At 54.2% G+C, this 22,812-nt stretch carries 19 protein-coding genes; 12 read left to right on the forward strand and 7 right to left on the reverse strand.

What is annotated here, in order from left to right; translation table 11 throughout:
* The first annotated feature begins 723 nt into the window (after nucleotides 1-723).
* The 4 genes from AD944_RS08295 to AD944_RS08310 all read left to right on the forward strand — a co-directional run bounded on the left by AD944_RS08295 (nucleotide 724) and on the right by AD944_RS08310 (nucleotide 5,802).
* Nucleotides 724-1,188 (forward strand): (2Fe-2S)-binding protein, encoded by a 465-nt coding sequence (locus AD944_RS08295; RefSeq protein WP_045543439.1) that lies wholly within the window; start codon nucleotides 724-726, stop codon nucleotides 1,186-1,188.
* A gap of 2 nt (nucleotides 1,189-1,190) precedes the next feature.
* Complete coding sequence (locus tag AD944_RS08300) at nucleotides 1,191-3,434, forward strand: xanthine dehydrogenase family protein molybdopterin-binding subunit (RefSeq protein WP_045543440.1); 2,244 nt, start codon at nucleotides 1,191-1,193, stop codon at nucleotides 3,432-3,434.
* Nucleotides 3,435-3,491: 57 nt separating this feature from the next.
* Nucleotides 3,492-4,853, forward strand: coding sequence for a c-type cytochrome (locus AD944_RS08305; RefSeq protein WP_045543441.1), 1,362 nt, complete (start codon nucleotides 3,492-3,494; stop codon nucleotides 4,851-4,853).
* A gap of 76 nt (nucleotides 4,854-4,929) precedes the next feature.
* Nucleotides 4,930-5,802 (forward strand): aldo/keto reductase, encoded by an 873-nt coding sequence (locus AD944_RS08310; RefSeq protein WP_045543442.1) that lies wholly within the window; start codon nucleotides 4,930-4,932, stop codon nucleotides 5,800-5,802.
* A gap of 72 nt (nucleotides 5,803-5,874) precedes the next feature.
* On the opposite strand, the gene AD944_RS08315 is transcribed toward AD944_RS08310, so the two are convergent.
* Both AD944_RS08315 and AD944_RS08320 read right to left on the reverse strand, forming a co-directional pair.
* Nucleotides 5,875-6,858 (reverse strand): aldo/keto reductase, encoded by a 984-nt coding sequence (locus tag AD944_RS08315; protein WP_045543443.1) that lies wholly within the window; start codon nucleotides 6,856-6,858, stop codon nucleotides 5,875-5,877.
* Between the two features lie 363 nt (nucleotides 6,859-7,221).
* Nucleotides 7,222-8,082: a LysR family transcriptional regulator gene (locus tag AD944_RS08320; protein ID WP_236709316.1), complete on the reverse strand. Its 861-nt coding sequence runs from the start codon at nucleotides 8,080-8,082 to the stop codon at nucleotides 7,222-7,224.
* Nucleotides 8,083-8,249: 167 nt separating this feature from the next.
* Here AD944_RS08320 and AD944_RS08325 point away from each other — a divergent pair, with 167 nt between their 5' ends.
* The 3 genes from AD944_RS08325 (at nucleotide 8,250) to AD944_RS08335 (ending at nucleotide 10,904) form a co-directional block, all read left to right on the forward strand.
* Nucleotides 8,250-8,834: a flavodoxin family protein gene (locus tag AD944_RS08325; RefSeq protein ID WP_045543444.1), complete on the forward strand. Its 585-nt coding sequence runs from the start codon at nucleotides 8,250-8,252 to the stop codon at nucleotides 8,832-8,834.
* Nucleotides 8,835-8,923: 89 nt separating this feature from the next.
* Nucleotides 8,924-9,658, forward strand: a complete 735-nt coding sequence (locus tag AD944_RS08330) for a carboxymuconolactone decarboxylase family protein (protein WP_045543445.1) — start codon at nucleotides 8,924-8,926, stop codon at nucleotides 9,656-9,658.
* Nucleotides 9,659-9,686: 28 nt separating this feature from the next.
* Nucleotides 9,687-10,904, forward strand: coding sequence for an MFS transporter (locus tag AD944_RS08335; protein WP_145912927.1), 1,218 nt, complete (start codon nucleotides 9,687-9,689; stop codon nucleotides 10,902-10,904).
* 30 nt (nucleotides 10,905-10,934) lie between these two features.
* On the opposite strand, the gene AD944_RS08340 is transcribed toward AD944_RS08335, so the two are convergent.
* The 3 genes from AD944_RS08340 to AD944_RS08350 form a co-directional block, all read right to left on the reverse strand.
* Complete coding sequence (locus AD944_RS08340; protein WP_045543447.1) at nucleotides 10,935-11,678, reverse strand: SDR family oxidoreductase; 744 nt, start codon at nucleotides 11,676-11,678, stop codon at nucleotides 10,935-10,937.
* A 106-nt stretch (nucleotides 11,679-11,784) separates the two neighbouring features.
* Nucleotides 11,785-12,141 (reverse strand): MmcQ/YjbR family DNA-binding protein, encoded by a 357-nt coding sequence (locus AD944_RS08345; RefSeq protein WP_045543448.1) that lies wholly within the window; start codon nucleotides 12,139-12,141, stop codon nucleotides 11,785-11,787.
* 52 nt (nucleotides 12,142-12,193) lie between these two features.
* Nucleotides 12,194-12,541 carry a cyclophilin-like fold protein gene (locus AD944_RS08350; protein ID WP_035352020.1) on the reverse strand — a complete coding sequence of 116 codons (348 nt, stop codon included), beginning with the start codon at nucleotides 12,539-12,541 and terminating at the stop codon, nucleotides 12,194-12,196.
* A gap of 462 nt (nucleotides 12,542-13,003) precedes the next feature.
* On the opposite strand from AD944_RS08350, the gene AD944_RS08355 reads away from it, so the two are divergent.
* Nucleotides 13,004-14,209 carry an MFS transporter gene (locus tag AD944_RS08355; RefSeq protein WP_045543449.1) on the forward strand — a complete coding sequence of 402 codons (1,206 nt, stop codon included), beginning with the start codon at nucleotides 13,004-13,006 and terminating at the stop codon, nucleotides 14,207-14,209.
* 100 nt (nucleotides 14,210-14,309) lie between these two features.
* Here AD944_RS08355 and AD944_RS08360 read toward each other — a convergent pair whose 3' ends face one another.
* The gene (locus AD944_RS08360) at nucleotides 14,310-15,212 is read right to left on the reverse strand and encodes a LysR family transcriptional regulator (protein WP_045543450.1); all 903 of its coding nucleotides are present in this window, start codon (nucleotides 15,210-15,212) and stop codon (nucleotides 14,310-14,312) included.
* An 83-nt stretch (nucleotides 15,213-15,295) separates the two neighbouring features.
* On the reverse strand, nucleotides 15,296-15,868 hold the full coding sequence (gene soxR, locus AD944_RS08365) for a redox-sensitive transcriptional activator SoxR (protein ID WP_306310192.1): 573 nt from the start codon (nucleotides 15,866-15,868) through the stop codon (nucleotides 15,296-15,298).
* Nucleotides 15,869-15,895: 27 nt separating this feature from the next.
* On the opposite strand from soxR, the gene AD944_RS08370 reads away from it, so the two are divergent.
* The 4 genes from AD944_RS08370 (at nucleotide 15,896) to AD944_RS08385 (ending at nucleotide 22,760) form a co-directional block, all read left to right on the forward strand.
* Nucleotides 15,896-16,639, forward strand: coding sequence for an SDR family NAD(P)-dependent oxidoreductase (locus AD944_RS08370; RefSeq protein ID WP_045543452.1), 744 nt, complete (start codon nucleotides 15,896-15,898; stop codon nucleotides 16,637-16,639).
* A 286-nt stretch (nucleotides 16,640-16,925) separates the two neighbouring features.
* Nucleotides 16,926-20,117: an efflux RND transporter permease subunit gene (locus AD944_RS08375; RefSeq protein ID WP_045543453.1), complete on the forward strand. Its 3,192-nt coding sequence runs from the start codon at nucleotides 16,926-16,928 to the stop codon at nucleotides 20,115-20,117.
* Entirely contained in the window at nucleotides 20,107-21,285 is a 1,179-nt protein-coding gene (locus AD944_RS08380) for an efflux RND transporter periplasmic adaptor subunit (RefSeq protein ID WP_045543454.1), read from the forward strand. Before AD944_RS08375 ends, AD944_RS08380 begins: the two co-directional genes overlap by 11 nt.
* 2 nt (nucleotides 21,286-21,287) lie before the next feature.
* Nucleotides 21,288-22,760 carry an efflux transporter outer membrane subunit gene (locus tag AD944_RS08385; protein ID WP_045543455.1) on the forward strand — a complete coding sequence of 491 codons (1,473 nt, stop codon included), beginning with the start codon at nucleotides 21,288-21,290 and terminating at the stop codon, nucleotides 22,758-22,760.
* The last annotated feature ends 52 nt before the right edge of the window (nucleotides 22,761-22,812 follow it).

A 22,812-nucleotide genomic window follows, 5' to 3' on the forward strand; every position in this document is an offset into this window, starting at 1 on the left:
CATTAAAACCCGCCCGTTGAGGCGGGTTTTTTGTTGTCTGAAACGCGGCGCAGGAAACACATAGGAAACAAACGAAAAGGAATTCAGGCGCAATTTTGTCGGTGTTCACGTTCGCGTGAGTTCCGGAGCCAACCTAGAATTGGCACGAGAAGCCACTTACGAAGCGGGTCAACCGGTGAGTGAATGGCGAATACGTCTTACCCGGGGAGCCCAGATCATAGCTTCTCGGTGCACACCGGGTGCTGCGAGTGTTTTGCCGGCAGTGTCTCCAGTGATTAGACCGCTATCAAGCTCTTCACAGAGAGCGTTGAGCGGCCATTCCACCATCCCGCCGTATTTTCCCACGTATAAACATAGTATCTCTGGTCCTGAGCCTGCGGCATAAATATGTAGCCGCAGAACATTTCTGACCCCCCTTCAGGATCCCGATGACATGATTCTGGGTATTTTTTAATGTCAGTTTTCAGGGCACAGACTTCACTTCAATCCAAAGTCCAGTTCATGGGAAGACATAGAATACCTTAAGTTTTACAGCTTCAAATCGTTATACATTTATGTGCTGCGCTCATGATTATATGCATTAAATTAGGGCTAATTTTCTATTTTGAAAAATAATAACATAAGAGTTCACGCCGTTGAATGGATTGAAAACAAAACTCTGGATTGGTGAATTACGTCACCATTCATAATGATTTTGTACAAAATCAATAATGGGAGGTTTACATGGAGTTGAACATCAACGGTATTCAGCACCATGTGGATGTCGAACCTGATACTCCCTTGCTCTGGGCTCTGCGCGACGATCTTGCGATGACGGGTACCAAGTATGGCTGTGGGCTGGCGCAGTGCGGGGCCTGCACTGTGCTGGTTGACGGCCAGGCCGTGCGGTCCTGCGTGACACCTGTTGAAAAAGTGGCAGGAGCGTCGATCACGACCATCGAGGCGATCGAGCAGGATGATCTTGGCAAGCGTGTGGTTGCTGCATGGGTGAAACATCAGGTGCCGCAGTGTGGTTATTGCCAGTCCGGTCAGGTCATGGCCGCGACCTCACTGCTCAGGCAGGTTCCCCACCCCACGGATGCCGACATCGACGCAGCGATGGTCAATCTCTGCCGCTGCGGAACCTATAACGCCATTCGTGCCGCCATTCATGATCTGGCATCCGGTTCAACGGACGGGGGAGCATAAGAATGGTGAACGGTCTTTTTGATGATGCTTCTCTGATGCAGCAGGGACCGGTCAATCTGTCCAGACGGCGCTTTATGCTGACATCGGCAGGCGCATTCGTGTTGGGTTTCGGTCTGCCGGCCCGACAGGCGCGCGCCCAGGCCGCGCAGGGACCAAAATATCGCGGAACACAGGTCCCCGCATTCCTGGAAATCCGTCCGGATAATACCGTGCGCCTGCAAAGCCCCTTCATTGAAGGCGGGCAGGGAACGTTCACTGCCATGGCGCAGATCGTCGGCGAGGAACTGGACGCGGACCCTTCGACTTTCCTTGTTGAAAATGCCCCGGCAGGTGATGAATACGCTGTGATGGACAGCGGTATGCGCATCACGGGCGGGAGCATGTCGGTGCGGAACGGGTATCCGGCCATGCGGCGTCTCGGTGCGCTCGGACGTGAGATGCTGCTTCAGGCCGGGGCGCAGCATCTGGGTGTTCCCGTGTCAGAGCTGACCACTCAGCCGGGACAGGTCGTTCATGTCGCATCGGGCCGAACGGTCAAGTATGGAGAACTGGCGCATGTGGCCATGGATCTCCCGGTGCCTGATCCGGCCAGCGTAAAGCTGAGAGATCCGTCGCAGTTCCGCTGGATCGGCAAGTCGGTCAAGCGGCTGGATATTTACGAGAAATCGACAGGCAAGGTCGACTACGCAATTGATGTGCGGGTTGATGGCATGCTGCACGCAGCGGTCCAGCATGCGCCGCGTCTTGGCATGACGGTCGGCTCCATCCGCAACGAAGAACAGGTGCGCCAGATGAAGGGTGTTCACTCCGTTCATCGTCTGCCGGGGGCGGTGGCGGTCGTGGCTGAGCGGTGGTGGCACGCCAGACGCGGGGTTGAAGCTCTGCTGGTGAACTGGGTCGAGGCTGAACCGGGGGTAGCCTCAGACATTCGTGTGATGCCAGCGGATTTTTCGACGGAAGAGTTCAGGAAACACCTTGCGACAGTATCCGGGAAAGAAGAGAACGCGGAGACCAAAGGCGATGTGACGCGCGGATTGAAAAACGCCCATACAGTCGTCGAGGCAACGTATTTCAGCCAGTATGTGAACCATGGGCAGCTTGAGCCTCCTTCCGCGCTGGCACGGTATAACCCCGATGGAACACTCGATGTCTGGCTCCCCAATCAGGCGCCCGACATGTTCCGTGCTGATATGGCCAGGCGCACCGGGATGGACGCGGAAAAGATCACGATCCACTCACCACTTCTGGGCGGGTTTTTCGGACGTCATTTCCTTTACGACCATGGTAGCCCCTATCCGCAGGCCATTGCGCTCGCCAAAGCGACGGGTCGGCCCATCAAGCTGATCTGGACCCGTGAGGAAGAGTTCCTGCGCGATGCCCTGCGCCCCATGGCGGCCGTGCGGTTCCGCGCGGGGCTTGATACAACTGGTTGTCCTGTTGCGCTTGACGTCGTCAGCGCTACGGAAGGAGCAACGGAGGGTCTCGGAACGAAGCGCGGAAAAGACCTTGACCCGACAGCCCTCGAAGGACTGACCAACAAGGCCTACGATATTCCCGACCGTCGGATCGCCCAGTTGTTCGTCAGAAATCCGGCGACGCTGGGATACTGGCGTTCCGTCGGGAATTCCATGAATGATTTTCTCTATGAAACATTTCTGGACGAACTTGCGGACAAGGGACGTCAGGACCCCTACGAGCTTCGGCTGCACCTGCTCAGAGACAACAGGCGTCTGACGACTTTGCTCAAGGCGGTCGCAGATCTGTCCGGTGGCTGGAAGCGTGGCCCGTTTACGGCGGCGGATGGTTCACGCCGCGCGCGCGGGATTGGCATGGCGTCCCCTTTCGGGTCTGAAGCTGCGGCGATTGCGGAAGTATCGCTCGAAAACGGGCGTGTCAGGGTGCACGAGGTCTGGGAAGCCATCGACCCTGGAAAGGTCGTAAACCCCGCGATTGTGGAAGCGCAGGTCAATGGAGCCATAGCTCTCGGACTGTCTCAGGTGCTTCTTGAAGAGACTGTTTACGAGAACGGCATGCCGCGCGCGCGGAACTATGATGGCTACCCAATTCTCGCTTTGAATCAGATGCCTCGCGTGCATGTGAAGATTGTCGAGAGTGGCGAGAAGATGGGTGGCGTCGGGGAGCCTCCGCTGCCTGCCATTCCGCCCGCGGTAGTCAACGCGGTTTCGACCCTGACCGGGCGGCGTATCCGAAGCATGCCGCTGTCACGTCATGACTTTGCAAGCTGAGACTTTGATTGTCGTCGGGCACGTCACGCGTGCAGCAGAAAGAGTGCGGAACTGAACATGACCAACCGCCTGAAGAAAATTTTCACAGTCGTGATCCCTGCGTCGGCTGTTCTGGCTGCGGGAACGGCATGGTTCGTGACCCGTTTCCCTGCGTCGTCCTTTGAGAAAACCGGTTCTCAGGGGGAGCCGTCGGCGCAGCTCGTGGCGCGAGGGGAGTATGTCTCCCGCCTGACGGATTGCGTGGCCTGTCACAGTGTGCCGGGTGGGGCAGCCTATACCGGGGGCCTGAAGATGGTGACGCCGATGGGCGCAATCTTTGCAACCAACATCACGCCTGATCGAGAGAGGGGGATCGGTGCCTATACGCTGGCAGATTTCGACAGGGCGCTTCGTTCCGGTGTGGCAAAGGATGGGCACCGTCTTTATCCGGCCATGCCCTATCCGTCCTATGCCAAGCTTTCTGACGATGATGTCAAAGCGCTTTATGCCTATTTCATGAAGGGCGTCCCGGCCGTTCATCTGGAAAACCGGAAAAGCACGATCCCCTGGCCGCTGAACATGCGCTGGCCTCTGGCTTTCTGGAATGTGGTTTTTGCCCCGTCAGACGTTTATCGCCCGGACACGTCGAAAGATGCCCAATGGAACCGGGGGGCCTATCTTGTTGAAGGGGCGGGGCACTGCGGGGCCTGTCATACGCCGCGAAGTCTGGCCTTCAACGAAAAGGGGACAGACAGCCGGAGTGCGGCCTTTGTCTCCGGCGCTCTGATCGATGGCTGGTTTGCGCCCAGCCTGCGCAACGATGCCAACACGGGTCTGGGCCGGTGGAGCGAGGACGATGTCTTCCGTTTTCTCAAGACCGGCCGGAACGACCATGCTGTTGTGTTCGGCTCCATGACAGAGGCTTTCAACAACTCGACGCAGTTTTTCTCGGATGATGATCTGCGGGCTGTGGCACACTATCTCAAATCCCTGCCTGGCGACGGGCAACGTGACGGAACGCCGTGGCAGTATGAGCCGACACAGACCAAGGCACTCCAACCTGCCGGACGGCAGGGCATCCCCGGTGCGCAGACCTACATGGCGAAATGCAGCTTCTGTCATGGGGCGGATGGGCGCGGGCAGGGGCAGTGGGTTCCGCCGCTGGCAGGAGCTGCTTCGTCTCTGGTGCCGGACAGTTCCTCTTCCATCAACGTCACACTCAACGGGTCTGGCCGTGTCGTCGCGGCCGGTGTGCCGGATTCCTACCGAATGCCGTCATATCGCGAGCAGCTCTCCGACGGGGAAATCGCAGATGTGCTGACTTTTATCCGATCCTCGTGGGGAAACCGGCAGTCTCCCGTGATGAAGCCGGATGTGAAAAAACTCAGGGAGCAGACCGTTCCTGCCAGCAGCAGTCCGGTTATTTTGAAAACTCGTTGAATTTCTCGGGGATTGAAAAAAACGAGTGTTACGATGCCCGAGTGCAGGTGCCGAATGCGTGATGAAGGATGCCGACATGACACGAATTAATGCCAGTCTTTCCGGAGAGTTCCGGCTAGGCGGAGAAATTTCCGTTCATCGTCTCGGGTTTGGTGCAATGCGCCTTACCGGACCGGGTGTGTGGGGAGAGCCTGAAGATCGGGAAGAGGCTCTGCGCGTCTTGCGCCGCCTACCGGAAATCGGTGTCAATTTCATCGACACCGCGGACAGCTATGGCCCGTTCGTCAGCGAGGATCTGATTGCTGAGGCTATGGCGCCTTACAGGGGCCTGACCATCGCGACGAAAGGCGGTCTGGTTCGTCCTGGCCGGACGGAAGGACAATGGCCGCAGGTCGGGGATCCCAACTATCTCGGGCAGGCTGTTCGTCTGAGCCTTCGGCGGCTGAAGGTTGAACGGATCGATCTCTGGCAGCTTCACAGGATCGATCCCAAACTTCCCGCAGAGGGGCAGTTTGAGACCATTCGCTCCTTTATCGATCAGGGCTTCATCCGATATGCCGGGTTGAGGCAGGTGTCGGTCGCGGAGATTGAGGCTGCCAGAAAGATATTCCCGGTCGCTACTGTTCAGAACCGGTACAATCTGACCGACCGTGCGGATGAAGATGTGCTGGAATACTGTGAAGCCAATGGCATCGGTTTTATGCCCTGGTTTCCTCTGGCGGCAGGCGAACTGGCAAAGCCGGGCGGGATTGTCGATAGCATTGCCAGAACACATGGTGCGACACCGGGTCAGATCGCATTGGCATGGCTCCTCAGGCGTAGTCCCGTGATGTTGCCCATTCCGGGAACCAGCCGTGTCAGCCATCTGGAAGAGAACGTTGCTGCGGCTGCGATCACGCTTTCGGATGAAGAATTCGACCAGCTCGATGCCGCGTCGAGAAGTCTATAAAAGGGTATCGCCCCCTGACACGGGCAAGCGTGCTGGTGTCAGGGGGAAGTGGCAGTCGGAAGAGGGCGGTTATTACCAGGCGTAAGCTTCGGGCGCTTCACCGCCGGGGCCGGGCCAGATTTCATCCAGACGCTTCAATGTGTCCGGAGAGAGACTAACGTCCAGTGCTTTAAGACTGCTTGCCAACTGCTCCTGCGTGCGGGGGCCGACGATTGGGGCGGTCACGACAGGGTTGTGGAGCAGCCAGGCCAGTGCGACGTCAGCGGGCTGTTCGCCAAGTTCCGCGCAGAGGGATTCATAGGCTTCAAGCTGTGGTCGGCATTTCTCGATTTCCTTGATTTTGCTGGCTCTGCGCGTCCCGCTTTCTTTGCCCAGAACGCCACCGAGAAGACCGCCGCCAAGCGGGCTCCACGGGATGATGCCGAGACCATGGTGCCGACAGGAGGGAATGACCTCAAGTTCGATCATGCGGGCGGTCAGATTATACAGACTCTGCTCCGAGACCAGACCCATGAAGTTCCGGGCCTTGGCCGCGGCCTGTGCGGTGGCAATGTGCCAGCCGCCGAAATTGCTGCTGCCGACGTAAAGTACTTTGCCCTGCTGAACGAGCAGTTCCATTGCCTGCCAGATTTCTTCCCAAGGCGTCCGGTGATCGATGTGGTGCATCTGATACAGATCGATATGATCTGTCTTGAGGCGTCGCAGGCTGTCCTCACAGGCCTTTCTGATGTGATAGGCTGACAGATATTTGTCGTTCGGACCCAGACCCATCGGCTGGTACACCTTGGTGGACAGGACGATCTGGTTCCGGCGACTTGTATCTTTTGAGAGCCAGTTGCCGATGATCTCTTCGGATGTGCCAAAACCCTGTGCCATGTCCGGTGTTTGTGGCCCACCGTAAACGTCGGCCGTGTCGAAGAAATTGATGCCTGAGTCCAGCGCAGCATCCATGATGGTGAAACTTGTCGGCTCATCCGTAACCATACCGAAATTCATGGTGCCCAGACAGAACTTACTGACTTTCAGACCTGTCCGACCAAGATATGTATAATGCATGGTCAATCCTTCCGTGTTTGATCGCGCCCCGTTAGGGCTGTAAGTTCTTTTCTTTTTTCGAATGACAGGAGCCTGAAGCGACCTTTCAGGTCACTATTTGGGCCACCCATTATCCGTTGAAACAGCTCTGTCTATCGATCAGCTTTTGATAAAGGCGCTAATGAGGGAAAAGATAGCCTTTTTCCCAGGCAGGGATTAGCCCTTTCATTATAGACATGGTCATGAGGTATTTTCATGAGTGTGAGTAAACTGTGTATGGATTGAAGCATCCTTACAACAGGGCCATTTTTACTCAATTACATTAGTGGGGCATCGGATCTTCTTGACTGATACCGGGCAATTTTTCAGCCAAAGTATCGACAATTACACGCAGGCGTTTGGGTAATGTTGGCGTTTCTGGCCAGACAGCGAACGTGTCAACAGCAGTAGAGGGAAATCCGTCCAGGAGAGAGAGAGAAGGCGACCTTCATTCAGATGAGGTCTGATAAGCCAGTCAGGCAACCACGCAATCCCTAGTCCTGCAACGGCAGCATCGACAATCGCCTCGAGATTGTCGAACTGAAGACGCCACTTTAATTTACAGTTCTGTAAATTGCCGTCCAGATCCCTTAACTGCCACGGGAAAAGCCTGTTTGAACGCCAGTAAACCAGGGCATCGTGTATCTCAAGATCATGAATTGTTTGAGGTTTGGCACGTTCGGAAAAATATGATGGTGCAGCACAAACAATTTTATTCTGACTGCATATTTTTCGAATGCGCAATCCGCTTCCATCTGCGATCGGACCTTGGCGGATTGCCAGATCAAAACCTTCTCCTATCACGTCCACAAGGAGATCGCTGAAGCGCAGATCAAGATCAAGATTGGGATATTGGCGAGCCAGTTCCAAAAGAATCGGTGTGACACAATGACGACCAAACAAGATTGGCATCGACATGCGAACCTTGCCAGCAACGTCGGTACGACCCGCGTGGAGCTGTTCTTCTCCCGAGCGTAATTCCTTAAGGGCGCGTCGACATTTATCGTAATAGATCTGCCCTTCTTCGGTCAGGGTGAGAACGCGCGTTGTCCGGTTGAAGAGCCTGGCGTCAAGCCGTTCCTCCAGTCGTGCCACGGCCTTTCCCACAGCAGAACGCGACAGACCGAGACGCTCTGCCGCGCGGGAGAAACCGCCTGCCTCAACGGCTTCGACAAAGACGGATATATTTTCAAGGCGGTGGTGCATGGTGCCCTTATTGTAGAATTATACGCTCATATTATGGGAATGGATTTCGCCACACGCTCATATAATTCTACATTATAAACTTACCGAGGCCCAGCGTGGAGTTGGTCGGAAGAGTGTCGCTCTTTGCCCGCCCTCTGCGGCAAAAACATAGTGCAGGATTATCTATCATGCTGATTTCTATCGTATATCACAGTGGTTACGGCCATACCGCGAGGCAGGCAGAAGCGGTTGCGGAAGGCGCGCGTCGCGTGGCGGGAGCCGATGTGAAGCTGATTTCGATCGGTGACGGGGAGATTCCCTGGGACACGCTGGAAGCCAGTGATGCGATCATTTTCGGTTCGCCGACCTATAACGGGCTGATCAGCGCGAAATTCAAGGAATTCATGGAAGCCTCGACCAAGACGGCATGGTTCGAGCAGAAATGGCTTAACAAGATTGCGGCGGGGTTCACCAACTCTGGTGCACAGCACGGCGACAAGCTCAACTCGCTGGTGTCCATCGCGCTCTTTGCTGCCCAGCACGGCATGACGTGGGTTAATCTCGGCCTGATGTCGGGCAACAGCAGCAGCACCGGCAGTGTGAACGATCTGAACCGCATCGGAAGCTGGCTGGGCGCCATGGCGCAGTCCAACAATGATCAGGCCCCGGATGTGACGCCGATCAAGAGCGATCTCGACACGGCGGCCCATCTTGGGCAGCGCGTGGCGGAAATCACCCAGCGCTTTGTCTCGGGTTCAACACAGAGCAAGTAATTTTTGGAACGCTCGGCTCTGCCGCGTATGCGGCAGCGGAAGAGCATTGTCTCTTTCGCTTCGAGCGGTGCCGTGGAGGAAGCAAGACGATGTCCAATACTCCGTCTCTGACGCTGGAAGATGTGCGCGGTGTGGCTCCTGCTCTGGCGCATTATACGGAAACCGCAATCATTCGGGATCTGTGGGCGCGCTCCGGTCTTTCCGCACGTGACCGAAGTCTGGTGACCGTCTCCGCTCTTGTGGCTGGGGAGCGGACAATCGGGTTCTCGCATTATTTCACCAAGGCGCTCGACAGTGGTGTGACACCTGGTGAACTGTCTGAACTCATCACGCATGTCGCTTTTTATGCGGGGTGGTCAACGGCGTTTAATGCGGTTGTTTCCCTGAAAGGGGTTTTCGCGCAACGCGGTGTGTCAGCGGATCAGTTGCCACCCGTGAGTCCGGATCTGTTGTCGGTTGATGAGGCGCTTCCGGGGGATGCGGCCCGAGTTGCCCTGCTTCATGAGCGTTTCGGGACGGTTGCGCCGGGCCTTGTCGAGATTACGAACGATCTGCTGTATGGAGACGTGTGGTTGCGTCCTGGCCTGACGCCAAGAGACCGAAATCTCGTGACTGTCAGTGCCATGATTGGCTCCGGGCAGAATGAGTTTCTGGCGATGTATCTTGGAAAAGCCGTGAAGATGGGCGTGACGCGGGACGAACTTTCCGAACTTGTCACGCATCTTTCGTTCTATATTGGCTGGCCGCGGGCGATTTCCTCGGCCCGTGTCCTCGCCGAGTTTATCAGGACACAAAGCATCCAGGGGCCATTAACCACTACGTGATGGCCCTTCGTTCAGGAAAAACCAGAGTGTGACGACATCCCCCAACGCCCGACTGGATCATGACTTTCCCGGTGGTCGAATGCGGATTGGCGCTCTGCTCCCGCTGACGACGACAGCTTTTCTGATGATTGTGACCGAGACCATGCCGGCGGGTGTCCTGCCGGCCATGGCGCAGGATCTTGATGTCGCGCCCTCTGCGATTGGTCTGCTTGTCTCTGTTTATGCACTGGCTTCCGCGGCGGCTGCCATTCCAGTCGTGGCGCTGACCAGAGGCCTTCCACGTAGACCTCTCCTGATTGGCCTGCTTTTCTGTTTTGCGCTGGCGAACAGCGTGACGGCGCTGTCAGGGTCTTATGCTCTTACAGTGGCAGCAAGGATCATTGCTGGTCTTGCGGCGGGCGTTGCATGGCCTGTCGTGATCGGGTTCGCAGTCAGGATCAGCGACGGCAGGAATGTCGGGCGGGCCGTTGCAATGACGCTTGTGGGGAGCACGGTTGCTATGGTCGCGGGCTTGCCTCTCGGGACCATGATGGGGGGAGTGTTGGGCTGGCGTGTCAGTTACGCGTTGCTGTCGGCTGTGGCGCTCGGCATTGTCGCATGGGTGCTGGTTATTCTTCCGTCTGTTTCCAGTCAGGAGGAAGAGCAGGCGTCTTCCATAAAACATGTCGCACGTATTCCGGGAATGCGGCCGGTGTTGCTGGTGACGCTGTTGGGCATCATCGCGCATTATGCTCTTTACACCTATATCGCACCTTTTGCCGGAATGCTGAGTTTGACGCATGGAACGACCGAGGCCTTGCTGCTTTTCGGGAGTGGCGCCCTGATAGGCGTTACGACGGTAGGCCGGCTGACTGACGAATCTCCGTTTGGTGTCGCGGTTACGGCGCCTGCACTGACGGTGGTGTCGCTTCTGGTCCTGTTTTTGGTCCGTTCTCCGGCAATCGAAGTTGTGATGATTTTCTTGTGGGGATGCTCATTCGGCGGACTGCCAACGATCCTGCAATCGGCAACAGCCCGGATTGCCGGACGTGCCCATGCGGAACTGGCGACAGCGATGCTGACGACAGTTTACAACACTGGAATTTTCAGCGGAGGCGCGCTTGGAGGTCTGGTTTTTGACCGCCTCGGGGCTGCTCGTATCCCGTTGCTTTCCGTGAGTTTTATCGCTGCGGCGTTGATGATTATTCTCGTGAACGCACGGGTATTTTCAAACCGGAAAAACGAAGCGGAAATGTCAGGCTCGTAAAAGGAGCGAGCCTGACACTATGCCTGCCTGTTACCAGGGCTGGTTTACAGGACCGACCGTAAATTCATTGACAGTGGTGTCTTCCGGTAGGTCGATGGCAAACGCAACGACTTCGGCAACGCGATCGGGCGAGATGCCATACGTCTTGTAAAGACCCTGCATCTGTTCCTGCACGGCACTGTCCGTGATGGAATCAAGCAACTCGGTGTTGATCGCAGCGGGGTAGAGCGTTGCGGTACGGATGTTGCTGTTCGCGGATGCGGACTCCATACGCAGCACTTCCATGAAATTGCGCACGAACCATTTCGTGCCGCCATAGACAGCGCATCCCGGATAGGCCTTGATGCCGGCAACGGATGACGTCGCAATGATCTGTCCGGATTTCTGCTCCAGAAAAGACGGCATGACGGCTGCCACGCCGTTCAGGACGCCCTTGATGTTGACGTCGACCATCCTGTTCCAGTCATCGGTTTTGAGTGCTGAAACCGGAGAATTGGGCATGAGGCCCGCGTTCAGGAAGATGACATCCACACGGCCGAACGTATCCTTGGCGAATTGTACAATGCGTTCGTTATCAGATGGCTTCGTGACGTCCAGAACCTGATAGGCAGCCTGACCGCCGGCTTTTTCAATGTCGGTCACGATCTGTTTTAGCAGGCTTTCCCGGCGCGCACCGAGGACAACTTTTGCCCCTTTTGCGGCCAGTAGCTTTGCCGCGGCTTCGCCGATCCCCGAGGATGCGCCCGTGATGAGGACGACTTTATCTTTAATCATTTATGGTAATCCTAAGCAGTTTAAGTGTTGCCACGCAGCAATCGACAGAGTGTTCAGAGACTACGATTTTTAGTCTGTCTGAAGCCTTGTGCATGGGAAAAAATCTCTAGAGCGTCAGTTCGAAACTGGCGTCGATAAGATTTTCGATGAGAGCATCAGAAACGCTGCCATCCAGCAGGATACTGATCCAGTGCGCCTTGTTCATATGGTAGGCCGGAACAATTCCTTCTGTCGTAAGATAATCCTGTATATGTTCTGGACGGCATTTGACGTCGAGAATATCGATATTCCCGCCTTCACTCAGATTGAGTGTCTGACGGGGCACATTCATGATAAGTCCAAACCACGTCTCGCGATCTTCGTGCCGGAGGGCGATATAGTCGGGAAAGTAATGAAAAGGATGGTCTGGGATCGTATCGTATTTTCTTTTGACGTAGGATAAAATAAACTGTTTCTGGTTCATATGGTGATTCCTCGAACAATTCTTAATACATTAATAGCAGTATGTATTTTGCTTAAAGAGCTTCCACCTGCATTTTTAGGCGACCGGTGAGAGCAAGCCCCTCAAGGTTGTCTTCAATCTGGCCGAGCTTGATGAGGCCAGATGAATATTCAAAGTTACGATAAAAGATGGCGATATTCCCCCAAGGAGCATAATAGGCAATGTCGCCTGCGGAAGGAGCATATCCTTTGGGTGCTTTGTCGCTCGACAAATGCCGGGGAAGGTCACAGATCTTCTCAGTCGCATTGTAATCTTCAAGCATCAAGGTCATTGGCAAAAGAGAGAGAAAATCTCTCCCGGAAGGAGTGTCTTCCAACGAAGCAAAGATCACTTGTTCTCCAAGTGTCAGACGTATTTTCATATTCACCTGTCTCCCGTCTGGAGATGAAACCTTTGCGAAAACCGTAACGTGGGTGACACATTCAGACCGACTTACGCAGTAGACGGGCTCACCGAGCTTTGTAGAAACAAAATACGCTGTGATCTTGCCGCTGAGAATCACTCATCTGGTACACCTGACTCAACCATTATAGCGATGTAAAAAGCTTGGGTTTAGAGGCGATATTTAGAATATAGAGATGAGTATATTTCATGAATGCTGCTGGGCGGGATCTTGGTCTAATTCATGAAATCTGCTCATTTTGATCATGATATTATACGGTCTAGTTCTGGCACGTCATCTGGTTTATTCAGCACATTCTTGATGAGTTTTTTATTGTGATTAAAATTATTTATTATCTTTAGTCACAATATACTTAAAAATACTGATGAATTCAGAAAAATGGCCCTTATATTTCGGAAGGGGCCGCTCAGTTGAGGTATAATGAAAGAAGTATCTGAAATATCACCTGATGTGGAAGTGGAGCCAGAAGCGAGATCTGGCTCGTGGAGTGGCGTGCTTGCCATGTCTCTCGGTGCATTCGCTCTTATTGCATCCGAATTTATGCCCGTCAGTCTCTTGACCCCGATTGCGGCTGATTTACAGATCAGTGAAGGGCAGGCCGGGCAGGCCATTTCAGTTTCTGGTGCTTTTGCCGTATTGACGAGCCTGTTCATATCTTCCCTGCCCAGAGGGCTCGATCGCAAATGGCTCCTGTTGGGGCTAATTGGTGTGATGATTGTTTCCGGGAGCGTTGTGTCCGTCGCACCAAATTATCTCATTTTCATGCTCGGCCGCGCTTTGATCGGGGTGGTCATTGGCGGCTTTTGGTCGATGTCGGCTGCTACAGTCATGCGGTTGGTCGAAGAACATCATGTTCCACGGGCTCTGGCCATTCTGAACGGCGGAAATGCCCTGGCAACCGTTATCGCCGCTCCTGCAGGCAGTTTTCTTGGCGGTCTGATCGGTTGGCGTGGAGCATTTTTTTGTGTTGTTCCAGTTGCTGTTATTGTCTTCCTTTGGCAACTGGTAAGTCTGCCGTCCATGACGTCTGGCAAGACCCATGCGTCACCAAACGTTTTCAGGTTGCTCAAAAAGCCTCTGGTCGCCGTTGGGATGGCGGGAGCAGGCCTTTTCTTTATGGGGCAATTTAGCCTGTTTACTTATGTAAGACCATTTCTTGAAATTGTTGCTCACGTCAACGTCTCCACTCTGTCGTTTATTTTGTTGCTGATAGGGGTCTCCGGTCTTGTTGGAACCTTGCTGATTGGCGGGTTGTTGAAGAACAGCGTTTATCCGGTTCTTATTATCATTCCATTTATTATGGCATTACTGGCTGTCGGGCTTCTTTGCTTGGGTAAATCGATCGTGATGTCTGCCGTCATTCTTACCATCTGGGGGCTGTTTGCGACATCTGCTCCTGTTGGCTGGTGGACCTGGCTGGCGAGAACGCTTCCCAATGATGCGGAAGCAGGAGGTGGGCTTATGGTTGCGGTCGTACAATTGGCTATTACCATGGGAGCAACCTGCGGGGGAATTCTCTTCGATAGCAGCGGATATCGTGCGACCTTTGGTGTGAGCGCACTCATTCTCACAGCAGCGTCATTCAGCGCGTTAATGGCAAACCGCATCTACAAACGCGGAGTATAGTGCGTGTCGCCATATTAAAGTAAAATCTAACGTAATATTTGAACGTTAATTTTAATATCTCCCCCATTTTTAATCTTGAAAATGGGGGGCTTGTTGAAATTCAAGGGGTGCTTTTATGAAGGCGCATTTCGTCAATAAAAAGAGAAAGTGGAGCAACATTTTCATGGTGTCTTGGGAAGCAGAGATGATACCCGGACCAGTAAGGGCACCAGTCTTCTAAAACCTGCAGAAGGCGTCCTTCCTGAATGTATTTTCGTGCTACCATTTCAGGCATATGAGCCAAACCTAAGCCTTCCAGGCAGGCATCTCGAATGGGAAAGATGCTATTAAAAATTAAAGATCCTTCTACCTTCACGGTTATGTCTTTCCCCTTTTTCTCGAACTCCCAGGCGTAAATGCGACCATGCGTTGGAAGCCGTAAGGTCAGACAATTATGATTTAATAAATCCTTTGGGTGTTTCGGTTTGGAGTTTTTTGAAAAATATTCAGGTGATCCAGCTACAACAAAACGAATATCTGGCGTGATAGGAACAGATGTCATCTCTTTTGTAATATTTTCACCAAGTCGAATTGCTCCATCAAAATCTTCAGAAAAAATATCAATAAGTTTAAGATCTGCTACAAACTCCACATTGATTTTGGGGTATTTTTGGACGAATTCTTTTATCTTAGGCAGGACAACGTAAGCCAGAGCATCATCAGGCATTGTAATTCGAAGATTTCCAGATTCCTGATTTCTTAATTCTCCTAATGATGTCAGTTGATTTTCTATTTGATCTAAATGTGGTGCAATGCCGCTGATCAGTTGCTGTCCAGCAGTTGTGGGCGTAACGCTTCTTGTCGTGCGGGTCAGCAATCTCAAGTCAAGGCGCTCTTCCAAAAGACGAATGGTATGGCTGAGTGCCGATTGTGATACGCCTAATTTCGCGGCAGCTTTTGTAAAACTTTTTGCCCGTGCAACAGCGACCAGAGCGGTCAAATCATTCAAGTTTTCGCGTGCCATGTAGTCGTCCCGATCCGCCGTATTTTAGTTAAGAAATAGGTGCATTATATGCGAAGGAATCCCTGATGTAATGAACTCAATGATCAGGAGAGAACGACCGCGCCGCGACCCTTCTTGGAAAGACAGTCTGAAGGATTGACCAATGGGCAATCGGTTCGGGACAAGCATCCGCATCCGATACATTTATCAAGATGATTACGGAGTTTTGTCAGTCCTGCAATACGCCCATCTAGCATTACAGACCATTTCCGTACCATTTGATCAATATCTTTGGCGGAAATTTTGTCAGTGAGCGGAAACGCAGCCAATATGGCTGTAATATCCGCTAAAGAGATACCCAGGGATTGCGCGGCTTTAATCAGCGCAATTCGCCGCAGCATATCCCGCGCGTAGCGCCTTTGGTTGCCTTGTGTTCTGATTGAAGAAATTAGATTTTTACTTTCGTAAAAATGTAAAGCCGACACGGCAACGCCACTACGACGCGAGACTTCCCCGACCGTTAGAAAATTCGCAGATGATTTTTGTCCTGTCATTTTAGCTCTTGACCTCAAGTTAGCTTGAGGTTTTATACGGGTTGTCAGCCTGATTCCGCAAGGCTCTCGCTCATTTATGATCGGGTCCGTTTCTTCAGGATATGCCGCAAATTTGGTGCTCATATCCGATTACGTTCTGAAAGACTGACAATGTTTCAATCAAGCAATCAGAAAAAGATAGCCTTGGTGAGTGGTGCAAATAGGGGCATCGGTTTTGCAATTGCCAAAGGTCTGGCGCAGCAAGATGTAACGGTTCTTTTAGGGAGCCGGAATCTGGAAAAGGGGGACGAGGTTAGTGCCGCCTTAAGGCAGGAGAGGCTGGATGTCCGTGCTGTCCAGCTTGATACGACAGACGATGCAAGCGTGTGGAAAGCCTGTGGCCTTATCCAGCGTGACTATGGACGCTTGGATATTCTGGTCAACAATGCTGGCATAGGTTTAGATTTTGCCCAGGATCTGACGCTTGTTGAGCGTATGGAACAGACTTTGACCCTCAATGTCGTCGGCACGCTTCGCTTGATGGATGCCTGTATTCCGCTCCTCGAAGAGGCGCCCTTTGCGACCATCGTGAATGTCTCCTCGGAACTGGGTTCGTTTGGTCTTCGGAGTGATAAGGCATGGCAGTATTCAGCCTTTGTTCTGCCGACCTATCAGGCGTCAAAGGCGGCTGTAAATTCACTCACACTAACTTATGCGACACTGTTGTCCAAGAAGGACATCAAGGTGAATGCCGTCTGTCCAGGATATACAGCAACGGATGCAACGAAAGACGCTGTGGTTGCTCCAACGCGCAAACCTGAACAAGCCGCTGGTATCGCCATCAAACTGGCATTGATCGGGAAAGATGGGCCAACCGGAACGTTCCAGAATGAAGGCGGTCATCTCCCTTGGTAATTTCAGGACGGTCGGGATAGTTTTTTGAATCTCATGAGGTGCCTCGATAAGGTGTTCCTCATGAGATCATTTGGCTGGTTGTGCGTGATAGTGAGATCATTGATGAATTTGTCTCATAATCATGTTCGGAAAAAACCGACTAGTCTCAATATGGAGCTTATGAATATTCTGCTCATCTAATCGTTCCATAAATGTGCAGTGTACATTCCAAGATGATTGACTGTCTCGATGTCAAAATCATCGTGGTCGCGTGCGCTCCCGGTTGAAAGCAGGATTTTCAGAAGATATGGGCATTGTTGGTCTCGCTCTCCGAAAGCCCTATACTTTTATCGTCGGCGCAGCGCTGATCCTGCTGCTTGGCATTTCCGCCATTTTCAGAACGCCAACTGACATTTTCCCCAATATCGATATCCCGGTCGTGACCGTCGTCTGGTATTATGATGGCCTATCTGCACCGGAAACCGAAAAACGCATTAGTACCTATACAGAATTTTCTCACAGCTTTTTCGTCAATAATCTGCGGACGATAGAAAGCCAGACCACACCCGGTCTTGTGCTTCAGAAGCTGTATTTCCAGCCGGGGGTGGATATCGGGGTTGCTCTCGGGCAGACCGTTGCCGCCACGCAATCCATCCGTGCCCAGCTGCCACCGGGCGTCCAGCCACCCATTATCATGCAGTACAGCGCCTCCAGCGTGGCTGTGCTCCAGCTTTCCCTGTCATCAGACAAACTGACAGAAAGCGAACTGTACGATTATGGCGTGTATCGTCTCCGGCAGCAGATGGCGCCTGTCCCCGGCACACTTCTGCCGCCACCGCATGGTGGCAAGATCCGCCAGATCATGGTCGATATTGACCCGACCAAGTTGCAGGCGATGAAAATCAGCCCGCTGGATGTGTCCAATGCCATCAACGCCCAGAACCTGACACTTCCGGGCGGCACGGTGAAATTCGGACCGTCCCAATACAACATCCAGATGAACGGCATCCCGTATTTTTCAAAGCAGCTCAACAACATTCCACTGCGCAAGGACCCGAACACCGGCGCTATCATCCGCATCCGTGATGTGGCTCAGGTCCGTGATGGCTGGGAGGTGCAGCATAACGTGGTGCGCCGCGAAGGGCAGCGTTCGGTTCTTCTGCGGATCATGAAAGCCGGGAATGCGTCCACGCTGGCGGTTGTGAACGCCATGCGGGACACGGTTCTGCCCATCTCACGCGCCGCAGCACCTCCGGGCATGAAGATTGACGAACTGTTCGATCAGTCCCTGTTTGTGAAAGCCGCCATCAAAGGCGTGGCGTCTGAAGCCGTGATTGCCGGTTTGCTGACTGCCGCCATGATCCTCGCCTTTCTGGCAAGCTGGCGTTCCACGTTGATTGTGGCAGTCTCCATCCCACTCGCGATCCTGTCGTCGATAGCCATTCTCTCTGCTACGGGAGAAACCCTTAATCTCATGACATTGGGTGGCCTCGCACTGGCCGTGGGCATTCTGGTCGATGATGCCACGGTCACGATCGAGAACATCCACCGTTTGCATCATGACAGTGCAGACTTACGCAAGGCCGTTCTGGATGGCGCAGCAGGTATTGCCCTGCCGACACTGGTGTCCACGCTGGCGATTTCCTGCGTGTTCGTGTCTGTGGAATTCCTGACCGGACCATCACGCTTCCTGTTCACACCTATGGCGCTGGCCGTTGTGTATGCGATGCTGGCCTCCTACGTCATTAGTCGGACTCTGGTACCGATTTTTGCGGCTCTTCTGCTGCGTTCCGAAGAGCAGGCCAAAAAGCGCCGTGAAGAGGCTGGGAAGCCCCCCACGATTTTTGAACGGTTCGGCGCGAAATTTGATGCCCGGTTTGAGCGTCTGCGAAATGGTTATGAAAAGACGCTGTCCGGCCTTCTTCATAGCTCATGGAAAGTTCCGGCTCTGGGCGGCATCTTTGTTCTGGGCGCGGTGCTTCTTGCAACGCAGGTGGGACAAGACTTCTTCCCGGTTATTGATGCTGGCGAGTTCAAGCTGCATGTCCGTGCGCCTGCGGGTACGCGAATTGAGACGACCGAACGGATTTTCGATCAGGTGGAAGATACCATTCGCGAAGTTGTTCCCAAGGATGAGCGCGAGCTTGTGCTCGATGATATCGGCATCCCGTTTCGCTATTCCATGCCCTTTGATGATGGCTCGACCATCGGCCCGAATGATGGGCAGATCATGGTGGCATTGAAGGAAAAGCACCGTCCGACAGCGCAGTATATCAGCCGTCTGCGCACGGTTCTGGCCAAGCGCTTCCCTGATGTCGTCTTCTATTTCCAGCCCGCCGACATGGTGACGCAGATCCTGAATTTTGGTCTGACATCCCAGATTGATGTGCGGATTACGGGGTATGATCAGGCGAATAACCGCGCGGTTATGGGCAAGATCATGGAGGACATGCGCCATGTGCGCGGTCTGGTGGATGTGCACCTGCATCAGCAGCTTGCAGCACCAGCCCTGAACGTATCGATCGACCGTGAACGGGCACAGGACCTCAATCTCGTTCTGAATGATGTCGCCCGTAGTGTCATGGTTTCGCAGGCCTCCTCCAACACTGTCACACCGAACTTCTGGCCTGATCCGCAGATGGGAACGCTTTACCCGGTTGCCGTGCAGACGCCGCAATATCAGGTCAACACCGTTGATGATCTGGGCAAGCTGGTGGTGGCAGGGAATGCATCGCAGGCGGCCGCGATCCCGACCCTTTTGCGGAATGTGGCGACCATTGAACGCACGGTAGCGCCTGACGTGATTTCACACAGCAATATCCAGCCGGTTCTGGATATCGACGCCAGCGCGGAAAATCGCGACCTCGGGAGTATTGCGCGGGATATCGGGCGAATTGTCGCCCGCCACAAAGGCGACCTGAAACCCGGCAACAACATCGAAGTGGCAGGGCAGATTGACAGCATGAACACCTCGTTCACGCGCCTTGAAATCGGCCTGCTGGTGGCGGCCGTTGCGGTCTATCTGTTGATGGTCGTGAACTTCCAGTCCTTCATGGACCCGCTGGTTGTCATACTGGGTCTGCCCGGCGCCATGTGCGGCATTGTGCTCATGCTTTTCGTCACGGGAACGACCTTCTCCGTACCTTCACTCATGGGCGCGATCATGAGCGTGGGTGTGGCGAGCGCCAATTCCATCCTGCTTGTCACCTTCGCCAAGGAAAGCCGCGCCCATGGCATGACCGCCATGGAAGCCGCAATGGAAGCCGGACGTGAGCGCCTGAGGCCAATTTTGATGACGTCGCTTGCGATGGTGATCGGCATGCTGCCGATGTCGCTGGGCCTCGGAGACGGCGGCGAGCAGAACGCGCCTCTGGGCCGTGCCGTAATCGGTGGGCTGATGATTGGCACCTGCACCACGCTTTTTGTCGTCCCCTGGCTCTACAGCCGCCTGCGCCGTCGTGAATCCCGCCTACTTGAGGAATATGAGAATGTCGTCTGATCCTGTCATGTCCCATTCTGGCCACGAACGCAGGCGGCTTTCCACTGGTCTTGTTGCCGGACTGGGTGTTATCGTTGCAGTTGGTTATGGCGTTTATACCCATGTCGAACGCGCACACGCGGTCACGGCGACGGCCAGAGAACGGGACCAGCAGGTTCCGGATGTGCGGACCATGATCGCGCGTGCTTCGACACAACCTTTATCACTGGACCTGCCGGGCGAAACCGTGGGGATTGAGACAACACCCATCGGCGCACGCGCATCAGGCTATATCGACAAGCGGCTTGTCGATATCGGAACCCCAGTGCAGGCGGGACAGGTTCTGGCTATTATCCGAGCGCCGGAACTTGATCACCGCGTAGAGCAGGCGCAGGCGACACTGGCGCAGGCTCGTGCCAATCTAGCTCTGGCGCAGATTACCGCGAGGCGGTCCGGCGGACTTGTCGGTGGCGGGGCTGTCAGCAAGCAGAATTTTGATGTGGACCGCCTGACACAAAATGCCCGACAGGCCGAACAGAAAGCCGCTGATGCCGTGCTGGCTGAAACAGCGCAACGTCGGGCCTATACGACGGTAACCGCCCCTTATGACGGCGTTGTCACCGTCAGGAATGTGGAGGCCGGGGATCTGGTCAGCGCTGATAATGCCACGTCACGTCCCCTGTTTGTGGTCACCCGCACCGACCGGTTACGCGTGCGTGTCCACGTTCCCCAGGATGCTGCTCTGACAGTCAAAGTGGGTGAGCCGGCCTCGATCGTAGTGCCGGAACGACCTGGTCAGACTTTCAAAGGCACAGTGACGCGAACAGGGCACGCGCTGGAACAGGGAAGCCGTATGCTGCCCGTCGAGATCGAAATTGATAACCACGATAATCGCCTGACAGCAGGGCTTTATGCGGAAATCCATTTTGATCTGCCACGGGCGGCGTCTGTCATCATGGTGCCCTCAGAAGCCCTCAATTATGAGGCTGATGGTCTGTCTGTTGAAACTGTCACGGCTGACAATAAAATCGCGGTTCACAAGGTCAAAATCGGCCGGGATTATGGAGATCATCTGGAAATTCTGGACGGGTTGCCCGATGGCAGTCAGCTTGTGGTGCATCCCCCGTCCGCTTTGCATGAAGGCAGTGTTGTCGCGCCGCAACTCGACAAGAGCCTGAAGGTGATCTGAGCGTGAGGGCTTCATTCCTTCTTCACGGGATCGCGCTGACGGCTTTGCTCGGTGGTTGCACCATGATCCCGCATTATCACAGACCGGCTGCACCGGTGCCCACGGCATGGCCGTCCCGCGGCGAACGCCCTACGCAGGCTAAGGATGATACGGCGCTCATGCAGGACTGGCGCGATTTCTACCGCGATCCTGTCATGCAGAACCTCATCGCCACGGCTCTGGAGAACAACCGGGATCTGCGGATTGCGCAACAGCAGATGCTGGCTGCCAGTTCGCAATTCGACATTGAGAATGCAGCCCTGTTCCCGACTTTGAACGGAATGGCGGGTGCCAATATCCAGAAAATGAACTCTCATATCTGGAGCCTCTCCCGCACGGACGAACCGATCTACATGCGGCAGTATGCAGTTGGTTTCGGCGTTTCCGCCTACGAGGTGGATCTTTGGGGCCGCATACGAAGTGCCTCAAGAGCTTCTTTTGACCGTTATATGGCTAGCGCGCTGAACCAGCAGGCCATGAGGCTGAGTATTATTTCCAGTGTTGCGACGGCTATGCTGAACTGGGTGGCCAATACTCAGGCGCTGACCTTGACGCAGGCCGTTCTTGCCAACAGACAGCGTACCTACGATCTGGTTAGGCAGACGGCGGACGTGGGCACCGGAACGCAACTCGATGTTGCGGAGGCTGAATCTACTCTGCATGATGTGGAAACGAATGTTGAAATCTACACCCGTCAGAAAGCCGAAGCGTTTAACCAGTTGACCCTGCTTGTCGGGATGCCGTTGTCCGAGGCGATTATGCAGTCACTCAACATGAAAGCATCTCTTGAAGCGGTCAGTGCTTTTCCCGAGGTTCCCGAAGGTCTGCCTTCGGAGATGATCGCGCGTCGACCAGATATTCGCGCAGCAGAAGCGGATCTGCGCGCCGCTAACGATGATATTGGTGCGGCCCGGGCCGAATTCTTCCCTAAAATCCAGATCACTGCCGCCAATGGCACGGCAAGCAACAACATTACCCGCCTCTTCCAAAGCGGCATGGGCGCATGGAATGTGGCGCCTCAAATCACATTACCTTTGTTTGATGCGGGCCGCCTGACCGCCCAGCTCAAGCAGGCCCATAGCCGCAAAAGCGAGGAAGTGGCGCGATACGAAAAAACAGTTCAGCAGGGATTCCGGGAAGTTGCGGATGCTCTGATCGGACGTGAAACATATGAGCGACAGACGAGCGCGCAGCAGAAAGCCGTTGCAGCCAATCAGCGGCAATATGCTCTGGCGTTGCAGCGCTATATGGCGGGGTATGATCCGTATCTGGAGACTCTCGTGGCACAGCGGGCACTTTATACAGCGCAATTGAGCGCGATTACGACGCAGCTTCAGACGCTCTCTAACAGTGTCACCTTATACAAGGTGCTGGGGGGAGGTTGGAATGATACCCCACCCAAGCGTAAGTCATCTTTCAAGGAACATATTTTGTAAAAATTCGAGAGCAATACTGTTCCGCATAGCGATACTATTACGAAAAATCCTT

This window comes from Acetobacter tropicalis (assembly GCF_001580915.1).
GTDB lineage: Bacteria > Pseudomonadota > Alphaproteobacteria > Acetobacterales > Acetobacteraceae > Acetobacter > Acetobacter tropicalis.

What these genes read in the sequence shown, in the direction of transcription:
- AD944_RS08305 (WP_045543441.1), top strand. Translation starts at nt 3,492, where the DNA reads ATGACCAACCGCCTGAAGAAAATTTTCACAGTCGTGATCCCTGCGTCG.
- AD944_RS08370 (WP_045543452.1), top strand. Translation starts at nt 15,896, where the DNA reads ATGTTTCAATCAAGCAATCAGAAAAAGATAGCCTTGGTGAGTGGTGCA.
- AD944_RS08330 (WP_045543445.1), top strand. Translation starts at nt 8,924, where the DNA reads ATGTCCAATACTCCGTCTCTGACGCTGGAAGATGTGCGCGGTGTGGCT.
- AD944_RS08295 (WP_045543439.1), top strand. Translation starts at nt 724, where the DNA reads ATGGAGTTGAACATCAACGGTATTCAGCACCATGTGGATGTCGAACCT.
- AD944_RS08325 (WP_045543444.1), top strand. Translation starts at nt 8,250, where the DNA reads ATGCTGATTTCTATCGTATATCACAGTGGTTACGGCCATACCGCGAGG.
- soxR (WP_306310192.1), bottom strand. Translation starts at nt 15,868, where the DNA reads ATGAGCACCAAATTTGCGGCATATCCTGAAGAAACGGACCCGATCATA.
- AD944_RS08345 (WP_045543448.1), bottom strand. Translation starts at nt 12,141, where the DNA reads ATGAACCAGAAACAGTTTATTTTATCCTACGTCAAAAGAAAATACGAT.
- AD944_RS08320 (WP_236709316.1), bottom strand. Translation starts at nt 8,082, where the DNA reads ATGCACCACCGCCTTGAAAATATATCCGTCTTTGTCGAAGCCGTTGAG.
- AD944_RS08380 (WP_045543454.1), top strand. Translation starts at nt 20,107, where the DNA reads ATGTCGTCTGATCCTGTCATGTCCCATTCTGGCCACGAACGCAGGCGG.
- AD944_RS08360 (WP_045543450.1), bottom strand. Translation starts at nt 15,212, where the DNA reads ATGGCACGCGAAAACTTGAATGATTTGACCGCTCTGGTCGCTGTTGCA.
- AD944_RS08375 (WP_045543453.1), top strand. Translation starts at nt 16,926, where the DNA reads ATGGGCATTGTTGGTCTCGCTCTCCGAAAGCCCTATACTTTTATCGTC.
- AD944_RS08350 (WP_035352020.1), bottom strand. Translation starts at nt 12,541, where the DNA reads ATGAAAATACGTCTGACACTTGGAGAACAAGTGATCTTTGCTTCGTTG.
- AD944_RS08340 (WP_045543447.1), bottom strand. Translation starts at nt 11,678, where the DNA reads ATGATTAAAGATAAAGTCGTCCTCATCACGGGCGCATCCTCGGGGATC.
- AD944_RS08355 (WP_045543449.1), top strand. Translation starts at nt 13,004, where the DNA reads ATGAAAGAAGTATCTGAAATATCACCTGATGTGGAAGTGGAGCCAGAA.
- AD944_RS08310 (WP_045543442.1), top strand. Translation starts at nt 4,930, where the DNA reads ATGACACGAATTAATGCCAGTCTTTCCGGAGAGTTCCGGCTAGGCGGA.
- AD944_RS08315 (WP_045543443.1), bottom strand. Translation starts at nt 6,858, where the DNA reads ATGCATTATACATATCTTGGTCGGACAGGTCTGAAAGTCAGTAAGTTC.
- AD944_RS08300 (WP_045543440.1), top strand. Translation starts at nt 1,191, where the DNA reads ATGGTGAACGGTCTTTTTGATGATGCTTCTCTGATGCAGCAGGGACCG.